Origin of the sequence: Paenibacillus sp. FSL K6-1558 (assembly GCF_038002565.1) — a bacterium.
GTDB classification, from domain to species: Bacteria; Bacillota; Bacilli; order Paenibacillales; family Paenibacillaceae; genus Paenibacillus; species Paenibacillus polysaccharolyticus.
In genome coordinates this window covers 3,007,360-3,027,897 of record NZ_JBBOCV010000001.1, presented here as the reverse complement: position 1 = coordinate 3,027,897, position 20,538 = coordinate 3,007,360, and the positions used below count along the sequence as shown (strand labels likewise).

The window sequence follows — 20,538 nt, the reverse complement described above, 5'->3', positions numbered from 1 at the left end:
AAACCAGGTGACATCTACATTTCATTCAATCGAAACGGCTAAACGCAGTTTGTTCACACAGACGGCCGCTCTTAGCACAACAGGCCATAACGTAGCCAACGCCAACACGGAAGGATACTCACGTCAGAAGGTGAACATGCAGGCTTCCATTCCTATGGAGCCGTTTGCATTTTTGCACAGCACAGCACCAGGACAACTCGGAACAGGAGTAGAGTTCGACTCGATCACACGTGTTCGCGAGAAGTTTCTGGATGACCAGTATCGAAACGAAAATACCAACTTCGGGAGTTGGTCGATTCAGCGAGATACACTGGAAAAACTCGAGGCGATTGTAAATGAGCCATCGGACACGGGTTTCCGGACGGTTATGGATAATTTCTATAAATCCTGGTCCGATCTGAGTAAAAACCCGGAAGACGTTACGGCTCGACGGATTGTTAAAGAGACGACACTGGCTCTTACAGACGCGATGAACCAGATTAGTCGCCAATTGGACGCTCTAAGTCAGGATTTGGACAGCAATATTGCGGTCAAGAGTAATGAAATCCAAGGTTATCTGGGTAATATTGCGAACCTTAACAGTGCAATTGTAAAGGTAGAGTCCCTAGGGGATAATGCAAACGACCTACGTGACCAACGTGACTTAATGGCAGACAAACTGTCCAAAATTATGAATATTACCGTCACGGATTCGCCACAGGGTTATCAGGTTCAAATGAATGGACAAGAGCTTGTGACTGGCGGAGTGGTACAAACAGTGGTAGATTCAGCGTTTTTGAATAACGCATATACAGCTGGTACGCTCACCAACGGTGAGGTTCATGGCATGATCAAATCCAGAGATACGCTGGTGAGTGACTACCGTAAACAAATGGATGAGCTAGCGAATACGTTAGCTAACGGGGATATCGAGATCACAATACCTGCAGGTTCTGTACTACCTGATAATACCGTTCTGAATAATGTTACATACACAGGAGCGACACGAACATTGGCTAGTGATCTGAAGGTCACTGTCAAAGGTTTAAACGGATTGCATCAACTTGGGTATAGTCTGGATGGTACGAACAATGGAGGATTACCTTTCTTTACTGCGGCTGGAGGTGGAACCGCAATTACAGCCGGGAATATCTCCTTGAATGCCGCCATAGTGGCTGATCCAAACAAGATTGCAACTTCACTTCGAACAACAACGAATGCATCTGGAACAGAAACGATAATCAAAGGGAATAATACACTGGCTAATCTGATGGCTAATCTTAAAGACACGCCGATGAAATCAGCTGACGGTTTGCGTAATGCAACAATCGGGGCTCAATTTAGCGCGATAGTAGGTCAACTCGGTGTACAGTCTCAGGAAGCAGCTCGCCAAACATCGAATTCGGAATTTTTGGTCGAACAGGTCAACACGAGACGCCAATCGGTCAGTGGAGTATCGCTGGATGAAGAGATGTCGAATATGATTAAATTCCAGCATGCATACAGTGCTTCAGCACGCTTTATGACGGCATATGACCAATTATTAGAGAAATTAATTAATTCCACAGGTACAGTAGGCAGATAAACATAGAGAGGAGTGAGTAAATTAAAATGAGAGTTACCAATAACATGTTGAGTTCACAGTTGATTCTTAACCTGAACCGCAATGCACAGCAAATGAACACTACTCAAACTCAATTGGCAACAGGGCGTAAGATTAATAAGCCTTCAGATGATCCGGTTGGTATTACTTATTCTCTCCGGTACCGTGCGGAACTATCATCCAATGAGCAATATCAGAAAAATGTGGATAGCGCGATATCTTGGCTGGATTTCAATGATACCGTTATGGATCAGGCCGGTAGTGTGGTACAGCGTTTGAGAGAATTGACAGTTCAAGCGGCAACGGGAACGAATCCACAGTCGGCTCTGGACAGCATCAATGAAGAAGTCAAACAACTCAAAGCACAGCTCATAGATATCTCAAATAGCACACTAAACGGAAAGTATGTTTTTAACGGCGAAACCTATGACGTTAAGCCATACGATTTTCCTGCAAATCCGGATGGATCATTTGACACATCTGGCGCTGCTTCAGTTCTTACTGATACAGGCAAGATTAATTTTATTGTCGGTGAAGCTGTTCAACTCCCGATCAATGTCACGGGCAATGAGGTATTTGGAAACGCAGCTGAGGCAGATAACCTGTTTGTAATCTTTAATACCATTAGTCAGGCTCTGGCTAGTGGAGATCAGAAGGAATTGTCTAATCAACTAAACAATATTGATACGCGGACCAATAAAATGCTTTCTATTCGAGCTGAAATTGGTGCAAAAACAAATCGTATAGAACTGATGCAAGGTAGATTGAGTGATCTTGAAGTGAATTTGTCCGATCTACAGTCCAAGGTTGAGGATGCGGATTATGCTGAATTGTCCATCAAATCTAAAATCCAGGAGAATATTTACAACGCTTCTCTATCTACAGGAGCGAAAATCATATCCCAATCTTTGGTTGACTTTCTGAGATAAAGGGGAGATCCTCTTGTGAGTATTATTCCAATGCTGCAAATCCAGACAACGCCTACAGTACTTCATATAGATGCGGACATGGGGCAGTATTCCATCCGGCAACCGAAAGCAGATGTAGAGCTCCATACGAAGCCTGGGAAGTTAACGATACAAAGCCATCCGATAGATCTTAATATCGATCAGTCCAAGGCCTTCTCGGCCTATCATGGAGGGAATATGATTGATATGAATGCCCGGATCTATTCAGGCATTCAGCAGATTTTTCTGCAAAATATGGCCGAGCGTGTACAGCAAGGAAATGAACTGGCGGCAATTCATAAGCCAGGTAATACGATTGCCAACATTGTCGGGACGAACTGGCAAGCCAAACCGTTTCCAGAGACGCGTACACCGGCATCTATGGATAATGTGAGCATTCGTGTTAACACGAGAGCGCCTGACGTTCGTTTTGAAGCAGGAGAATCGGAAATGAATGTCACCGTGAACAAACCTGAGATCGAGTATCAACGCGGGAAACTGGATATCTATGTACAACAATATGCTTCCATACAGTATATCCCGCCTTCAATAGATATCGGATTATAAGTTATACTATAGAGCTATAGACGGTTGTAAGCATCCGCTATAGCTTTTTTTATCTAAAATTATTATCGCCAGGGAGGCGTTTATCATTTTTATTGAGACAAGTAATTGGGGTAAGATTGAAGTCGATGAGCAAAGTATTTATGAGTTCTCCAGAGGTCTGCCTGGATTTGAAGATGAGACTACGTTTGCTTTAATTCCTTGGGAAGAGACACCTTTCAGCTATTTACAATCAGTGAAGGAGAAAGAACTTTCATTTTTGGTGGTTAGCCCGTTTGAATTTAAACAGGATTACAGCTTTGAACTGAGCGATGAAGATAAAGAAGAATTGGAGATTGAGGAAGAAGTTGCTGTATTCTCGATCGTTACGATTCATTCCGAGATTACGAAATCAACCATGAATTTGCTGGCTCCAGTAGTCATTAATCCCGTCAAGAGAGTAGGGAAGCAAGTTGTCCTTCTCCAATCGGACTATATGACCAGACATCTCATCTGGACGGAAGAATTAACGACGACAGAGGGGGGAGCCTGATATGTTAGTATTGTCACGTAAAAAGGGCGAGTCGATAATCATTCAGGATAACATCGAGGTAACCGTTCTCGCAGTAGAAGGGGACACGGTACGAATCGGTATATCTGCTCCCAAACAGATTGATATCTTTCGAAAAGAGGTATATGCGTCTATCCAGGAAGCTAACCGGGAATCAGCTAAACCGGATGCTCCCAGCGTTGCAGCTTTTATGGAGCTACTGCAAGGAATAGAGAACAAAAAAAAATAAAAATATTCCAATTTACTATAAAGAGTTCTTCACTTCCTGTCGATATATAGTTTAGACGCTGCTTCAGCAGGGCGGCCGACCTTAATGTCGCGGCGTTTACCACATGGATGTGGAACTAACTTATTTTCAGGGAGGAAATTTCTAATGATTATCAACCACAATATCGCTGCAATGAACACACACCGTCAACTGGGTGCAAACACAACAAACACAAACAAAGCAATTGAAAAATTGTCTTCCGGTCTGCGTATCAACCGTGCTGGTGACGATGCTGCAGGTTTGGCAATTTCCGAAAAAATGCGCGGTCAAATCCGCGGTTTGGATATGGCTACTAAAAATGCTCAAGACAGCATTTCCTTGATCCAAACAGCTGAGGGTGCGTTGAACGAAACTCACTCCATCCTGCAACGTATGCGTGAGCTTGCTGTACAATCTTCCAATGATACAAACACAGATAAAGACCGTACTGCATTGCAAGATGAAGTAAACGAGTTGGCGAAAGAGATCACTCGTATCTCTAATACAACTGAGTTCAACACTAAGAAATTGCTTAACGGTTTCGCGGACAGCGGTTCTTCCGTAACAAGTGCTGCTAACCTGAGCTTCCACATTGGTGCAAATGCTGACCAAAACATCTCTCTGACAATCAAAGCGATGGATGCTGCAAGCCTGGGCGTTGGCGCAGCTACTGGATCCACTTCCGCAACTGGTGGCACAGCAGCAGCTGTAACTGGCGGTATCAGTATCTCCAGCGCAACTTCTGCAAATGCTGCAATCACAACAATCAACAACGCGATTGAAACAGTTTCTACTGAGCGCGCTAAACTGGGTGCTTACCAAAACCGTTTGGAGCACACAATTAACAACTTGGGAACAACTTCCGAGAACTTGTCTGCTGCTGAATCCCGTATTCGTGACGTAGACATGGCAAAAGAAATGATGAACCAAACGAAAAACAACATCTTGGCTCAAGCTTCCCAAGCGATGTTGGCACAAGCAAACCAACAGCCGCAAGCTGTTCTGCAATTGTTGCGTTAATTTTAACTCAGCATTTATGGGTAAGAAAAGGTTGTCGATTTTCACATCGACAACCTTTTTTACTATGCCTCGTCTAATAATCAGAATCTAAGTGTGCATGACATGTTATTAGAAATTAGAACTGTCTTTGTTTAATTTGAGTGTTCTATTGAAATAGATTATGGATAGTGTTTTAACAAACATTAACAAGAAAAATATAGAGCAGAGGAAGCTCGGTATACTGTTGCATATACCTCATGCTCATTCATATAAATTGAAATTCAGGTATGATGAAGTGTTATGGATCTATACTTTACGATGTGATGTCATTGAATGAATTCAAATACTACTAATGAAGAGACGAGTGGATCTAATGGACAAAACGATTTCCCTTTGCATGATTGTTAAAAATGAACAGAAGTACTTGGAGAAGTGCCTAGAGAGTGTAAAACAGATTGTTAGTGAGATTATTATCGTGGATACAGGCTCGACGGATGAAACATTAGATATCGCCAAGAAATATACCCCAAATATATATTCCTTCAATTGGGTGAATGATTTCTCTGCCGCGAGAAATTATGCAATAGAGCTGGCAAAATCAGATTATATTCTTGTGATGGATGCAGATGAATATTTTGATGCAGATGTAAATCTACAGGAGGAATTAAAGAAAGACTACGATTATTATGTATTTAATATTAATAATCATATGAAATTTAATCAATCATTTATACACACAGCTGTGAGGTTGTTCCGGAACAACATTGGCCTAAAATATGAAAATAGATTGCATGAGCATCTTAACATACTGGACGACAACTCTAAATACCGTGGTGTTATGTCGCTATCAACAATTCAGCATGTAGGATACATGGATGAGGAAATATTGGAAGAGAAGAAACATAAGCGTAATCTGCCTTTAATGAAACTGGAAGTTCAGGAGAATCCTACAGCCTACAACCTATATAATATGGGGAAAACCTATTTTGGTATGAATGATTTTAAAAAAGCGGTTACTTATTTTCAAAAATCGTACTCGCTGGGCAAGGACAAAGTATATATCCCTGAGCTGCTCACAAAGTTATCATTTGCACTTCATGAGACCGGTCAATTTGAGGATGCCGTTGGTATACTAGTGGATGCCACGAGGATCTTCCCTTCAGAAACGGAGATGAAATACATTCAAGGTATTATATATGCGAGGAATGGATATTTCAAAGACGCCGAAACGTGTTTCCATGAATGTATTAAATTAGGCGATCAAGGTACGATGGTTACCGAGGGTAGCGGAGGATATATGGCGCATCTTCAATTGGCGGATATGTATGAGAAAACGAACCAATTGGATAAAAGTTACTTGGAGAGAATTAACGCGATGAGGGTAAAAGGGAACACTGCGCATGTCTTGCAGGATTACTTACAGTTCAGCCTTAAAATAAATCAATCTGCGGACGAGTGCAAACAGATTATAGAGGAACACTATAAACTGAACACCATAGAAGATCTCCAGAATTTAATGAATATTTTGTACAGTTTGCGTCATCCGTTGTTGAACCACTACTTGAGCAAATTCAACATCACAACGGAGCCGCATATTCATACGATTGCCAAGATATATAGTAAAGACAAGAATCTAATGAGAACAGCTTTGGAAGATATTAATAACTTGGGCAATAGAGAAAATATACAAGATGTTCTACTGATGGCCTATATATTTAAGGACAAGAGTGTAATGGATAAAATTCAATTTGCAATGAATTTTGGCGTCAAAGAGATGAAAATAATCAAACAACTCTTTAAAGATGAAAAGTTGACAGGCTCTATTACTAAACCGTTGCAAAATGTTCTATTTACACTTTGTAAACAATTGATCATGATTGAGGAGTTTGAGCTATTCCAGGAGCTGACTCAAAAACTGATAGATAACGATTCTAAAAATGTTTTGAATATATGTAAAATTCTCAGCGAGTATAGATTTGACGAGTTAGCGATTGATATGTTGGTTGGTGTGTACAAGGAATCACCAAATCATCCGGGAATTGTAAGGCTTTTAGGGGATTTGTGTTTCCGAAACAACTATTTTGAAGATGCAGAATTGTTCTATACCAAATTATTGAACTTAGACTCCAGTTATGAAACATACGAGCGGAATTTTAGGCTTTACGAAAATAATAATGATCAAGAAGCTATGATGAAAATGAGAAAAGAAATGATGGAGAAATTCCCTTCAGCTGCTTGGGTTCAACCCGTGTATGATGCTCGTATTTTGTCATCTAACTGAGTCCATCACTAAGATCAAATCTTAATTTTACTATAATTCTCTACATTCTCACTTAAAGATTACCGATAAATATAATAAATAATTCCATCGGGGGATGAACGATGAATCTACAGTTTTCACTTTCTACCAATGTGACTGGGACTTCTTCAGCTACAAATAACACATCAGTTGAGCCTCGGAGTAATAAGGACAGCATGTTATTACAATCGGTTAGAAACGGAACGGATTTATCCAAATTGGAACGGCAAGGAATGAATATTCCACCTGGCGATGAACAACTCATCAAAGCCATTGATAAGGCCGTTAAAGCTCTTCAGGGCCCAACAACGACCCTAGAGATGAGTGTACACGAGAAAACGCATCAAATTCTCGTTAAGGTTCTTAATAAGGAAACTGGAGAGGTTCTTCGAGAGATCCCACCTGAGAAAACACTGGATCTAGTTGCCAAAATGATGGAAATTGCAGGGATTGTGATCGACGAAAAGGTGTAGGAGGGTGAAATGAATGGTATCAAGAATTAATGGCTTTTCAGGTATGGATGTCGACAGTATGGTCAAATCGTTGATGTCAGTAAAGCGTGTCCCTCTAGATAAATTAAAGCAACAGAAGCAAATTTTCGATTGGACTCGCGACAGCTATAGAGAACTAAACAGTAAAATTGTACAAATGAGTAATAAATTATTTGATATGAGTAGTAAATCGGAATTGCTAAATACTCAAAAATCAACGGTGAGTGGGAATTCTACAGCTGTCAAAGCTGAAGCCAACGCAGATGCAAGCAATGTTTCCTTGGAAGTCAAGGTCACTAAGCTTGCTGAGAAGGCAATTATGAAAAGTTCAGTTGAGCTGCAGGTTGGTGGAACAAAAGCTACGCGAGCAACAACTCTGGCCGATCTTACTGGAAGTGCAACTCCGGGAACGTATGATTTGAATATTAACGATAAAACGGTCCAATTTGGTAGCACGGATTCAATAGCTGTTGTGATAGCAAGAATTAACTCAGAGGTTCCAACAGTGAATGCAACTTTTGATGAAATTAGTGGCAAGTTTACAATCACACATAAGGAATTTGGTAAAGCAATAACCGATACGGATAGTAACAAATTATCTAAGACTAGCTCGTTGTTAGGAGCACTGAAACTTGATGCTCCGGCTAACTTTGGAACAGGTGGGAAGGTGAACTATACTGAAGGAGAAGTTACCGTTACAAGCGGGTTAGGTGGTACTGAAACGTATAAGCCTTCCACAGACAGTCTCACGGTTAATGGAGTTAAATTGACTTTTTTGGAAGTCACAGGTGCTACCAACTCCAAAATCACAACCCAGTCTGATCCTACCAAGGCTGTAGAGACCATTAAATCATTTGTGGATTCGTATAATGAATTACTAGGACTGATGAATTCCAAAATATCAGAACAAACTTATCGTGACTTTAAACCTTTAACAGATGAACAACGCGAGTCCATGAAGGAAGATGATATTAAAAAATGGGAAGAAAAGGCTAAGAGTGGTATCCTGAAAAATGATGGTATTCTCAGTGATACTGTAACCACCATGAGAATGATTATTAGCAATAATCTTAAAGGTCTTAGCGAAGCCGGAATCACGACAGGGCAATATTATGAGAAGGGGCAATTGAAAATTGATGAAGCTAAGTTAACAGCAGCTTTAACGACGAATCCGGATAAGGTTTTATCTATTTTCCGCGGTTCTGCCTCCGATCTTAATGGCAAGCCTATTTTTGGTGAAATAAGAGGAAAGTTAAATGAAACGTTGGATATGTTTACGAAAAAAGTAGGTACATCCAAATTTGATACGAATGCTTCCATGGCTTTGAAAACAGAAAGTATTATGGGAGAACAATTAAAAGATTATAATAATCGTATCTCAAACTTGGAGCGGAAAATGACGAATTGGGAAACGCGATATTATAAACAATTTACAGCGATGGAGAAAGCAATGAGTCAGTTCCAATCCCAATCTTCCAGTTTGGCAAGCTACTTTAAGTAAAAGAGGAGGAAGGATTTGAAATGATTAAATCTCCTTATGAGAAATATAAACAGAATTCTGTACAGACCTCAACACCAGGTCAGCTGGTGATCATGTTATATGATGGGGCCATTCGCTTTGTTAAGGCAGGATTGGATGGTATACAAACGAAAGATTACTACAAAGCAAATGTGAACTTAGGTAAAGCTCAGACAATTGTTAGTGAACTAATGTCAACCTTGAATCAATCCTACCCGGTAGCTAAAGATTTGTTTGCTCTATACGAGTATACGAATCATTTGCTTATTCAGGCGAATATTAAAAAGAATTCGAGTCTGGGTGAGGAAGCATTAGGGTATTTACAAGAGCTAAGAGAAACCTGGGTCGTGATCAATAAACAGACCGCAGGAACAATGTAGTATGGAAAGCAAAGATCAGATAAACCAGCTGATAGATGAACTCGCGATATTAACAGATGCTTTCGTAAAAGAAATCAACACAAAATCATCAGATGAGACTGAAGCTTTTGTGAATGAACGTCAGTCGATCGTAGAACGTTTAATAAGGTTGGGCGGGCCTGCTAAGGCAAATCAAGAACAACATACGAAGCTGAATCATATTCTTGCTTATGATGCGTTGATTGAGTCTCATATGTTAGCGTTAAAAGATGAGGCTCAGCAGTGGTTGATGCAGCGGAATGCAGCACGTAGTCAACGTAACCTCTATGAAGCCAAGTATGCAGCAGATAGTTACCTTATGGATAAAAGAAAATAATCTTTTACAAAAAGATCAGGGGTTCAGATGAACTCTTGGTCTCTTTTTTAATTCATGTTAAAAATAAATATGCACAACAAAAAATAGTATATTCGTTTTTGATGATTTATACTTAGTTGAAACAGTCCAACGTGAAACTTTCAACATTTCTCCCTATAAATCTACAAAAAATACCAAGAAAACATTTTCTTTACCAATTGACAATGGATAAGTTTAGGTGATATCATCTGAGTTGTGGGCTAGGGTCTTGGCCAGAGCTTCACTTCATTTGATGACGAAGGGAATGTTAGTGCATGCAAGGTAAAGTAAAATGGTTCAACGCAGAAAAAGGTTACGGTTTCATTGAGACTGAAGACGGCGGCGACGTATTCGTACACTTCTCCGCAATTCAATCCGAAGGCTTCAAAACTTTGGAAGAAGGTCAATCCGTAGAATTCGACATCGTCGAAGGCGCACGTGGACCGCAAGCAGCTAACGTAATCAAATTATAATCATCCGGACAATCCGACCTACATATATGGTTAGATGGTTACCAAATTGAATTATCGCTAGCATCAGACTCCGGTGATCCGGGGTCTTTTTTTGTGTTGATAGAGTTTAAAATATAAGAAAGTTGATCTCTCCATTACCGGACAAAACGGGGGCAGCTTAAGGGTCAGGATAAGCTAGTTCTACATAACAGATTGAGGAACCTCAAAAACGGTTAAATAGATGATCAAGCGCCAGATATACAATCCAGTTAAATCTGTGATTTTGCTCGAAAATGCCGAAAAATCACGAAATATGGCGTTAAACTTACGTTGGTTGATGTGACTGGAGCAGATGTCATTATTCGGTCACCGGGAGTTTTTACATGGCGCTTACATTCGTGTTATAATGAAGTGGCAAAGATAAAGGAGGAGTGCCCTATGAATTTAAGTATTCGAGGTCAACAAATCGAGGTTACCGAAGCTTTGAAAGATTATGTCGACAAAAAGTTGAGTAGACTCGAGAAGTATTTCGATGCACCCCTTACCTCTGACGGTGCCGTTACACTGAGCACAACTAGAGGCTTGCATACAGTTGAGGTGACGATTCCTTTGAAGGGCTTTGTGCTCCGTGCTGAAGATGAGAGCGATGATATGTACGCATCCATTGACGCCGTTGTGGACAAGTTGGAACGTCAAATTCGCAAACACAAAACGAAAATTAACCGTAAATTCCGTCAGGAAGGTAGCCTGAAGACTCTCTTCGTAGAAGATCCGACAGGCACAGTGGCTACAGCCGAACTGGACACGGATACGGATGATGATTTGGAAGTTGTACGTACGAAACGTTTTATGTTAAAACCAATGGATGTGGAAGAGGCAATCCTCCAGATGAACATGGTTGGTCATAACTTCTTCGTATTTTCCAACATCGAGAATGAGGAAGTAAGCGTGGTTTACAAACGGAACGATGGCAAGTATGGCTTGATTGAGCAAGGTTAAGTATACTTACAGCATCGCTTCAATTGAATAGTTAGCCCTTAGTATTGAATATAAGCAGGAGCCTATGCTTCCTGAATTGAACTTAACGAGAGCTTCCATCCTTCTAGGGATGGGGCTCTTTTGTGCGTAGCGAATGAATTGCAAGATGGAAATAAAATGATGAAACTATTCGCTATATTGTTGCGTCTAATAGATTAGGAGTCAGCAGGAAAATCAAAACAAAAGTAGAATTATAAAAGTTAAAATGAATTTTGATATTAAATTCCATATTTCCCACAAATGATTGATTGATCCTTGCAACATCTCGGGAAATAAAACAGTCCATTTGCAACTTCCGATAACGACTATGATTTTTTGCACTAAAACTCGGTTTATACGGGGGATGAAGTTCAAAGAAGTCTGCTACGGCGTGTTGCGGCGACCCTTACAAACTGTTACAATTTATGCAAAGAGAATCATTGTCCTGATGAGGAATTGTCAACGAATGATCGCTAATCATAATCAATGACAGACACAGCACCATGAACATGATTCAATAGCTCGAATTCTGGCATGTATTTCATAAACCAGAGCCGGGTGAATACGATCAGCTTCATGAGTAACTGTGGCAAGCCTGGAGTTGATTCATCTCATATGTTTTTTTGTTTGTTACCCCCAGGGGGAAATGGATCAACAATCCATCCGATGGTGTCGTATGGCGGCAGCAGGGGGTCTATTCTGTTTTGCACGAAAGGGGTATACCATGTTAGGACTTGTCAAAAAGATCTTCGGAGACATGAACGAGCGTGATGTGAAACGTCTGATGAAGACGGTCGATGTGATCAATAAACTGGAACCACAATTTCAGGCATTGTCTGATGAGCAGTTGAAAGGCAAAACGGAGGAATTCCGTGCCCGGATTGAAAAGGGAGAAACGACGGATGAACTTCTTCCTGAAGCATTTGCAACCGTACGTGAGGCATCACGCCGCGTATTGGGCAAACGTCATTATGATGTACAAATGCTTGGCGGGATTGCGCTGCACGAAGGCCGTATTTCTGAGATGAAAACGGGTGAAGGTAAAACACTGGTAGGAACACTGCCGGTATATTTGAATGCATTGATGTCCAAAGGTGTACACGTAGTCACAGTCAATGACTATTTGGCGCAACGGGATAGCCAGGAGATGGGACAAATCTATGAATTCCTGGGCATGTCAGTTGGGGTTAACCTCAGCGGTATGGACCATGCACTGAAACAGCATGCATATGCATGTGACATTACGTATGGTACGAACAATGAATTCGGGTTCGACTACCTTCGTGACAACATGGTGCTGTACAAAGAGCAAATGGTACAACGTCCATTGTTCTTCTGTATCATTGACGAAGTAGACTCCATCCTCGTAGATGAGGCACGTACACCATTGATCATTTCGGGACAAGCTCAGAAATCGACCGATCTGTATTATGCAGCGGACCGTTTTGTGAAACGTCTTGTACCGGAAGAAGATTTTACGGTGGATATCAAAGTGAAATCCGTGGCGCTGACTGAGGGTGGCGTGGCTAAAGCGGAGAAAGCTTTTGGTATTGAGAACTTGTATGATCATGCCAACGTGACGCTGAATCACCACATTGTACAGGCTCTGAAAGCTAATGTAATCATGCGTCGTGATGTGGACTATGTTGTCACGGATGAAGAGGTCATGATCGTTGATGAATTCACAGGCCGTCTGATGGCTGGACGTCGCTACAGTGATGGATTGCACCAGGCGATTGAAGCCAAAGAAGGCATTGAAGTTCAGAACGAGAGTATGACGCTGGCAACAATCACTTTCCAGAACTACTTCCGGATGTACCGCAAACTTGCGGGGATGACAGGTACAGCAAAAACAGAGGAAGAAGAGTTCAAGAAAATCTATGGACTTGAAGTACTGCAAATTCCGACGAATCGTCCAAACAAACGGGATGATATGGCGGATGTGGTCTACAAGAGCATTGATGGCAAGTTCAAAGCGGTTGTGGAAGAGATTGTAGAGCGCCACAGCAAAAACCAACCGGTTCTGGTGGGTACGGTATCCATTGAGAACTCGGAGCGTCTATCGGACATGCTGAAACGTCGCGGCATCAGACACCAGGTCTTGAATGCTAAGTTTCACGCGGAAGAAGCTGAAATTATCTCTGGCGCGGGTCAAGCGGGTGCAGTAACGATTGCAACGAACATGGCCGGTCGGGGTACAGATATTATTTTGGGTGAAGGTGTGGCTGAAGTTGGCGGCCTTCATATCATCGGTACAGAGCGCCACGAATCACGCCGGATTGATAACCAGTTGCGTGGTCGTGCGGGACGTCAGGGTGACCCGGGTTCCACACAGTTTTACCTGTCGCTGGGCGATGAATTGATGAAACGTTTCGGTGCGGACAACGTGCTCAACATGATGGAGCGTCTTGGTTTTGAAGAAGATCAGCCGATCGAGAGCCGCATGATTACACGTGCTGTAGAATCTGCGCAGAAGCGGGTTGAAGGTAATAACTTTGACGTACGTAAAGTGGTACTCCAGTATGATGATGTCATGAACCAACAACGTGAGATCATCTACAAACAGCGTCGTGAGGTATTGGAGTCTGAAAATATTAAACAAATCGTTATGGATATGATCAAACCTTCCATTGAACGTATCGTTGAAGCACACTGCAGTGACGAGATTCCGGAGAACTGGGAGCTGCAAGAGGTTGCGGACTTCATGAACAGCAAATTACTGGATGAAGGATCGATTACCAAAGATGACCTTTGGGGCAAAGAAGCTGAAGAGATCATTGAGTATCTGTTCGAGAAAGTACAGAACAAGTACAATGCCCGTGAAGAACGTATCGGTGAAGATATGGTTCGTGAATTCGAGAAGGTTGTTGTGCTTCGTGCAGTAGACAGCAAGTGGATGGATCACATTGATGCAATGGATCAATTGCGCCAAGGTATTCACCTCCGTGCATACGGTGGTACAGACCCACTTCGTGAGTACCAATTCGAAGGTTTCGAGATGTTCCATCAGATGATCGCTTCAATTCAGGAAGAAGTTGCGACGTATGTGATGAAAGCACAGATCGAAAGCAACCAGGAGCGTCAGGCCGTAGTGGACGAGAGTCAGATCTCGACAAGCGGTGAACCTGCTGAGAAACGTCCGGTGAAAGTTTCTGACCAAATCGGCCGTAATGATCCTTGTCCGTGTGGCAGTGGCAAAAAGTTTAAACACTGTCATGGTCAAGAGTAGTTTTCGTTTCATTCCTTTTATCGAAGTACCCAATGTAAGATAGGTTAGTTTAATCTATATCGTTTCACTTATACGGCTCCTTGCAGCCGGGGGTTCAATAAGATAAAGTGGAGGATGCATATCCGATAATCGGTGCATATGAATAATCATATGATGCTGATTGAGGGGTGACGTGCCTGCTGGTAACAGTATGCGCAAGCCTCACGGTATATTGTATCCGAGACTTGATCTTGATTATTGAACTTCCCGGATGCGGGGAGCTTATCTTAATGAAAAGAGGAATTGCACATGATCGATCCAAGCGTGAAGCAGGACCTGCGTGAAATAGGCAAGAAATTAACAAACCTTAGGGGGTCTCTTTGACTTAGATCTCAAGCAAGAGATGATTGAGAACTTTGAAGAGAAGATGTCAGCTCCAGACTTCTGGGATGACAATGAGAAAGCGCAAGCCGTCATTGCAGAGATGAACGCAGTGAAAGGTTCGGTAGATCAGTACGCGAAGTTGCAACAGGATTATGATGATGCATTGATGATGGCTGAGCTGGCTGATGAAGAAGGCGACGAAGAGCTCGCTACGGAGATTGGCAACAGTGTCGCTGCAATTGTAGGCAAACTGGAAGAGTTTGAATTACAACTTCTCCTGAACCAGCCGTATGACAAGATGAATGCGATTCTGGAGCTTCATCCAGGCGCTGGTGGTACCGAGTCGCAGGACTGGGGTCAGATGCTGCTCCGTATGTACACACGCTGGGCAGAGAAACGGGGCTTCAAGGTTGAGGTGCTGGATTATCTTCCGGGTGATGAAGCGGGGATCAAGAGTGTGACGTTGTCCATCAAAGGGCATAACGCATACGGTTATCTGAAAGCAGAGAAGGGGGTTCACCGTCTGGTGCGGATCTCCCCTTTTGACTCATCAGGCCGTAGACATACTTCCTTCGTATCTTGTGATGTGGTGCCGGAGATCGACGATACCATCGAGATCGACATTCGTACCGAAGACCTCAAGATCGATACGTATCGTGCAAGCGGTGCGGGTGGACAGCATATTAACACTACCGATTCCGCTGTACGGATTACACATATACCGACCGGAGTGGTTGTGACCTGTCAGAACGAACGTTCACAGATCAAAAACCGTGAGCGAGCCATGACGATGCTTCGTTCGAAATTGTATGAGCGTAAAATCGAAGAGCAAAAACAACAGCTGGACGAAATCCGAGGGGACCAATCGGAAATTTCGTGGGGTAGCCAGATTCGCTCCTATGTATTCCATCCCTATAGTATGGTAAAGGATCACCGTACAAGCGTAGAGACAGGTAATACAGGAGCAGTGATGGACGGCGACCTCGATGCATTCATCGACGGTTATTTGCGTAGCCAAATTAAAGTAGAAAACGATTAATTCAAGTTCCTGTATGGACCCGTGCGCTGAGGCGCATGCTGGTGTATACAGGGGCTTTTTTTTGAACAATTTTAAGAAATGTTAAGAAGATTATGGATACGTTATATAAAAGGAGCGCGCGACAACATGCAAGAGCAACAACATTCATATCCTCAACGCAAAAAGAGGTTAACCACATTTATTCCCCTGAATGGACCATGGCGGAACGTCATCGATACCCTGTTTATTATTGTGGGTTCGTTTTTGATTGCCGTAGCCTTTAATTTATTTTTATTGCCCAATCAAATCGCTTCAGGTGGTGTCTCGGGTTTATCCATCCTCGGAGACGAGTGGTTGGGCTGGGAACCGGCATATACCCAATGGGCGATTAACATCCCGTTATTAATTGCAGGTTTCCTGTTGATTGGTAAACAATATGGTGTGCGTTCCATCCTTGGAAGCATTGTGTTGCCGCTCTTTGTATATTTGACGAGTCATTGGGAGATTCCGACGGCTAATCCGTTGCTCGGCTCTCTGTATGGGGGCATTGGTGTGGGGCTCGGGATTGGGATCGTGTACCGGGGCAGAGGCTCAACCGGGGGCATGAGTATTCTGGCTCGCATTGTGCAAAAATACAGTGGACTCAGTTACTCGCTATGCGTTGTCATCATGGATGCAACCGTCATTATTTTGGCAGCCTTTGTGCTGTCGCTGGAGCAGTCTCTGTATGCATTAATCGGGTTGTACGTTACGGGTAAAGTCATTGATGCCGTCGAGATGGGACTTGGATACTCCAAGGTGGCATATATCATCTCCAACCAGACAGAACCGATTACCAAAGTCATTCTGGCCGATCTGGATCGTGGTCTGACCAAGCTGGAGGCCAAAGGTGGATATACGGATGACCAGCGAACGGTGCTGATGGTTGTGGTGGGGCAAAATGAAGTGCCGAGACTGAAAGCGCTGATCCGGTCTGTGGACCCGGGAGCGTTTGTCATCATTAGTAATGCGCATGAGGTGCTTGGTGAAGGCTTTAAGCGCGGTGAGCATATTTAAGGTTTAAAAGCATGAGGTAGATATAAAAAAGCAGATCCTCTCTTTACCCCGATTACGGGGAAGGGAGGTTCTGCTTTTATTTTTTAGGATATAGGATCTAGACTAGGCAGGTTTTCCTGTATAAGCAAAACAACCAAACTAACTAAAATTTACACATCAACGGAGATGACAGAAAAAATCTGTAGAAGCGAAGCGGTCGCCTTTATCACCGGATTTTCCCCTTTAGTAAAGGGAATTAAAAAATCTGGGGATAACAGCGATTGGAAGATTATTCTGTCATCGTAGTGTCTGTGTAAATTATGTTCTGTTATTTATATAGGTTCCTGCCGAGTTTACAAGATCGGAGACAGCAGACGAGAAATAGCTTCTTTGAAACGTATCATAAAACTGCGATTTTGGTATTCTTCCAGCGATAACTCTCGTGATACATGCAGATCATGTTCGAACGTCTGTACAAGTGTCGTTGCAATGGCCTCATCATACATAAAAGCATTGACCTCAAAGTTCAACCGGAAACTGCGGTAGTCGATATTGGCGGTTCCGACCGAAGCGACCAAACTATCAATAATCAATGTTTTGGCGTGGATAAACCCATTATCGTAGATAAATACTTTAGCCCCTACTTTTAGCAACTCCCCGATATAAGACAGCGTGGCCCAATACACAAAAGCATGATCCGGTTTATTGGGTATCATAATACGAACATCAATGCCTGACAGGCAGGCAAGGCGTATCGCTTCGAATACACTGGCATCCGGGATAAAATACGGGGTTTGAATAAGAATCGAATGTTTGGCACCATTAATCATTTTCAGGTAGCTGTTCTTGATGTGCTCGATCTCGGCGTCAGGGCCACTGGATACAATCTGCATGGCGGTCTGACCTGAACCCTCAATTTGAGGGAAATGAGAGGGAACATACGGCGTGTCATGTTGTTTGGAAGCTTCGTTCCAGTCGAGCAGGAAACGTGTTTGCAGCGCATGTACCGCATTGCCTCGAATACGAAGGTGGGTATCGCGCCAGTAACCGAATTTCGAGTTGAGTCCGAGATATTCATCCCCAACGTTAAAGCCGCCAGTATAACCGAGATTACCATCGATGATAACGATTTTGCGGTGGTTACGGTAATTCATCCGTAGGTTGATCAGACTGAATTTGGATGGGAAAAAGACTTCCACAAGTCCACCCGCTTCACGCAGTTCTTTGAAAAATCGATTTCTTACCCGTCGCGAGCCCAGCGCGTCGTACAGCAGACGAACCTTCACGCCTTCACGCGCCTTACGGATCAGAGCGTCCCGAATCCGTTTGCCGAGGCTATCCCCACGATAAATGTAATATTGCACATGCACATGATCTTGTGCCGCCTCGATGTCATCGAGAAGCCGTTGGAACTTGTCTGTTCCATCGGTGATGATCTCAACGGCGTTATGCTCTGTCAGGAGTGCCCCATTTTGTTTGAGGTTCATATAAATCATGTCTTGGCTATTTTCTGTTGCCTTGTTGGAGAAAGGCGTGCGATTATCCTGCAGCTGGGCAAGCTGCGCCTCGATTCGTTCCTCCAAGCCAAGTTTCTTGCGCTCTTTCCATTGAAAGAGGCGATAGCGAGTCAGATTCTGACCCGTCAATAGATAAAGGATGAACCCGAAGACCGGAATAAAGTTCAATACCAGCAGCCAAGCCCAGGAAGCACTGGCATCCTTGCGTTCAAAGAAAACGACTGCGGCAGCGAAGATAATATTCAGTCCCAGGAGCACAATAAGTAATATAGATTCGATATGCACTGTAGTCCCCCATGTCTCATAATGACCTTCGGAGTCCAGTTCAATGTGACCTTAATTAAAAAGGGTATGTGTATGAACAGGACTCTGTATGTAATGTTTCCTTCTACTATGTATTTTAACAGAAGAATCCTTGTTCGTCCCTAAGGTAAAAAGTTATCGTTCGGATTTGTTGGGAATCCGTGTAAAATTCATGATAGATGGTTGTATTTATATAACTAGAGTCGTATAATAATACACAAATATGCATAGAAGCGACGGAATTGTCTGCTCAAGCTTTGATGATACGTATGAACGAGATGTTCGCACAAAAAACGGAGAGGACAGAAACAAACCTGGAAAGCGAAGCGGTCGCTTTTATAACCGGATTTTCCCTTTAAGAAAGGGGATGAAAAAATCCGGGGATAACAGCGAATGAAAGGTTGTTCTGTCATTGAAGTGCTAGTGCAAATTTCTCGTCATCATTCAGAGAGCCTTGAGCAAGGCACAAGTAGCGCATACAACAGGATTGGGGGAGCGAGAGTGAATAACAAATTAAGAGTGGCAATCGTCGGTTCCACCGGCTACGGCGGGGTGGAACTGATTCGTTTTTTTCAGAATCATCCGCAAGTTGAAATTACATCGGTAATCTCTTCATCCAGCAGCGGGGAGTCCATCGCCGATGGGTTTCCGCATTTGACGGACGTGATTCGCAGGCCACTCGACGGTGTCGATCCGGCAGAGATCGCAAGTCGTGCAGATCTCGTATTCACCGCGACCCCGTCTGGCGTAAGCGCGAAGCTCGTACCGAGTCTGCTGGAAGCAGGACTGAAAGTGATCGACCTGTCGGGTGATTTCCGTTTGAAAGACGGATCGGTGTATGAGCAATGGTATAAACACCCTGCACCGTCAGCAGAATTGCTGGAGAAGGCCGTATACGGTATGGCTGAGGTGTATGGAGATGAAGTGAAAGGTAAGGATTTTATATCCAATCCTGGCTGTTATCCAACAGCTACGTTGCTGGGTCTGATTCCTGCGGTGGAAGCGGGATGGATTGATCCATCGACCATCATTATTGATGCGAAATCAGGTGTATCGGGTGCAGGGCGCGGAACGAGTCTGACCAATCATTATGCAGAAATGAATGAAAATTTTAAAGCGTACAAATTGAATAAACATCAGCATATCCCTGAGATCGAGCAAGTGCTCGGCAATATCACCGGAAGCCCGGTGACGGTAACTTTTACAACACAGCTTGTGCCGATGACACGCGGCATTATGAGTACGATGTATGCAAAGCTGACGGGTGAGCATAGTGATCAGGAGATTGTGGACTTATATCGTAAATATTATGAAAACAGACCTTTTGTACGTGTACGTGAACCGGGTATTTGGCCTTCGACAAAAGAAGTGTCTGGATCGAACTATTGTGATATCGGATTTTCGGTAGACCCGCGCACAGGACGTTTGACGATCATTTCGGTGATCGACAACTTGGTGAAGGGTGCATCCGGGCAAGCGATTCAAAATATGAACCTGATGATGGGATGGGAGGAAAACCTCGGGCTGAACATGACACCAGTATATCCATAACATGTGGCTTGTGAACATCGTAGGGGGAGCGCGCGAAGAAGCGGTGTTCCATCTAAAAGTCATAAGGCATGGGTATAAGTTGTGGGAGTTTCAGTTGAAGCA

18 protein-coding genes are annotated in these 20,538 nt (G+C 43.1%); 17 read left to right on the top strand and 1 reads right to left on the bottom strand.

What is annotated here, in order from left to right; translation table 11 throughout:
- The first annotated feature begins 7 nt into the window (after positions 1 to 7).
- The 16 genes from flgK (at position 8) to MHI38_RS13040 (ending at position 17,086) form a co-directional block, all read left to right on the top strand.
- A complete protein-coding gene (gene flgK, locus MHI38_RS13115; protein WP_090922936.1) occupies positions 8 to 1,564 on the top strand; it encodes a flagellar hook-associated protein FlgK in 1,557 nt (518 codons plus the stop codon).
- A gap of 26 nt (positions 1,565 to 1,590) precedes the next feature.
- Positions 1,591 to 2,511: a flagellar hook-associated protein FlgL gene (flgL, locus tag MHI38_RS13110; protein ID WP_090922938.1), complete on the top strand. Its 921-nt coding sequence runs from the start codon at positions 1,591 to 1,593 to the stop codon at positions 2,509 to 2,511.
- A 15-nt stretch (positions 2,512 to 2,526) separates the two neighbouring features.
- Positions 2,527 to 3,096 (top strand): DUF6470 family protein, encoded by a 570-nt coding sequence (locus tag MHI38_RS13105; protein WP_090922939.1) that lies wholly within the window; start codon positions 2,527 to 2,529, stop codon positions 3,094 to 3,096.
- A gap of 58 nt (positions 3,097 to 3,154) precedes the next feature.
- Positions 3,155 to 3,625: a flagellar assembly protein FliW gene (gene fliW, locus MHI38_RS13100; protein WP_318294972.1), complete on the top strand. Its 471-nt coding sequence runs from the start codon at positions 3,155 to 3,157 to the stop codon at positions 3,623 to 3,625.
- A 1-nt stretch (position 3,626) separates the two neighbouring features.
- Positions 3,627 to 3,872, top strand: a complete 246-nt coding sequence (gene csrA / locus MHI38_RS13095; protein ID WP_090922943.1) for a carbon storage regulator CsrA — start codon at positions 3,627 to 3,629, stop codon at positions 3,870 to 3,872.
- A 144-nt stretch (positions 3,873 to 4,016) separates the two neighbouring features.
- On the top strand, positions 4,017 to 4,910 hold the full coding sequence (hag, locus tag MHI38_RS13090; protein ID WP_154891304.1) for a flagellin Hag: 894 nt from the start codon (positions 4,017 to 4,019) through the stop codon (positions 4,908 to 4,910).
- Positions 4,911 to 5,262: 352 nt separating this feature from the next.
- Positions 5,263 to 7,170 carry a glycosyltransferase gene (locus MHI38_RS13085; protein ID WP_186809793.1) on the top strand — a complete coding sequence of 636 codons (1,908 nt, stop codon included), beginning with the start codon at positions 5,263 to 5,265 and terminating at the stop codon, positions 7,168 to 7,170.
- Positions 7,171 to 7,271: 101 nt separating this feature from the next.
- Positions 7,272 to 7,661 (top strand): flagellar protein FlaG, encoded by a 390-nt coding sequence (locus MHI38_RS13080; RefSeq protein WP_090922947.1) that lies wholly within the window; start codon positions 7,272 to 7,274, stop codon positions 7,659 to 7,661.
- A gap of 13 nt (positions 7,662 to 7,674) precedes the next feature.
- The gene (fliD, locus tag MHI38_RS13075; protein ID WP_154891302.1) at positions 7,675 to 9,180 is read left to right on the top strand and encodes a flagellar filament capping protein FliD; all 1,506 of its coding nucleotides are present in this window, start codon (positions 7,675 to 7,677) and stop codon (positions 9,178 to 9,180) included.
- 20 nt (positions 9,181 to 9,200) lie between these two features.
- Positions 9,201 to 9,578, top strand: coding sequence for a flagellar export chaperone FliS (gene fliS, locus MHI38_RS13070; protein WP_090922951.1), 378 nt, complete (start codon positions 9,201 to 9,203; stop codon positions 9,576 to 9,578).
- Position 9,579: 1 nt separating this feature from the next.
- On the top strand, positions 9,580 to 9,933 hold the full coding sequence (locus MHI38_RS13065) for a hypothetical protein (protein WP_090922953.1): 354 nt from the start codon (positions 9,580 to 9,582) through the stop codon (positions 9,931 to 9,933).
- A gap of 293 nt (positions 9,934 to 10,226) precedes the next feature.
- The gene (locus MHI38_RS13060; RefSeq protein WP_024631599.1) at positions 10,227 to 10,424 is read left to right on the top strand and encodes a cold shock domain-containing protein; all 198 of its coding nucleotides are present in this window, start codon (positions 10,227 to 10,229) and stop codon (positions 10,422 to 10,424) included.
- Between the two features lie 417 nt (positions 10,425 to 10,841).
- Positions 10,842 to 11,402 carry a ribosome hibernation-promoting factor, HPF/YfiA family gene (hpf, locus tag MHI38_RS13055; RefSeq protein WP_090922954.1) on the top strand — a complete coding sequence of 187 codons (561 nt, stop codon included), beginning with the start codon at positions 10,842 to 10,844 and terminating at the stop codon, positions 11,400 to 11,402.
- A 742-nt stretch (positions 11,403 to 12,144) separates the two neighbouring features.
- Positions 12,145 to 14,649 (top strand): preprotein translocase subunit SecA, encoded by a 2,505-nt coding sequence (gene secA, locus MHI38_RS13050; RefSeq protein ID WP_154891348.1) that lies wholly within the window; start codon positions 12,145 to 12,147, stop codon positions 14,647 to 14,649.
- A gap of 288 nt (positions 14,650 to 14,937) precedes the next feature.
- A protein-coding gene (gene prfB, locus MHI38_RS13045) for a peptide chain release factor 2 (protein ID WP_154891301.1) occupies positions 14,938 to 16,051 on the top strand; the annotation gives its coding sequence in 2 pieces (ribosomal slippage) (positions 14,938 to 15,009 and positions 15,011 to 16,051; 1,113 coding nt in all).
- A 126-nt stretch (positions 16,052 to 16,177) separates the two neighbouring features.
- Positions 16,178 to 17,086, top strand: coding sequence for a YitT family protein (locus MHI38_RS13040; RefSeq protein ID WP_090922958.1), 909 nt, complete (start codon positions 16,178 to 16,180; stop codon positions 17,084 to 17,086).
- Positions 17,087 to 17,418: 332 nt separating this feature from the next.
- On the opposite strand, the gene cls is transcribed toward MHI38_RS13040, so the two are convergent.
- A complete protein-coding gene (gene cls, locus MHI38_RS13035) occupies positions 17,419 to 18,867 on the bottom strand; it encodes a cardiolipin synthase (RefSeq protein WP_090922960.1) in 1,449 nt (482 codons plus the stop codon).
- A gap of 519 nt (positions 18,868 to 19,386) precedes the next feature.
- Here cls and argC point away from each other — a divergent pair.
- On the top strand, positions 19,387 to 20,436 hold the full coding sequence (argC, locus tag MHI38_RS13030; protein ID WP_154891300.1) for an N-acetyl-gamma-glutamyl-phosphate reductase: 1,050 nt from the start codon (positions 19,387 to 19,389) through the stop codon (positions 20,434 to 20,436).
- Positions 20,437 to 20,538: the final 102 nt, after the last annotated feature.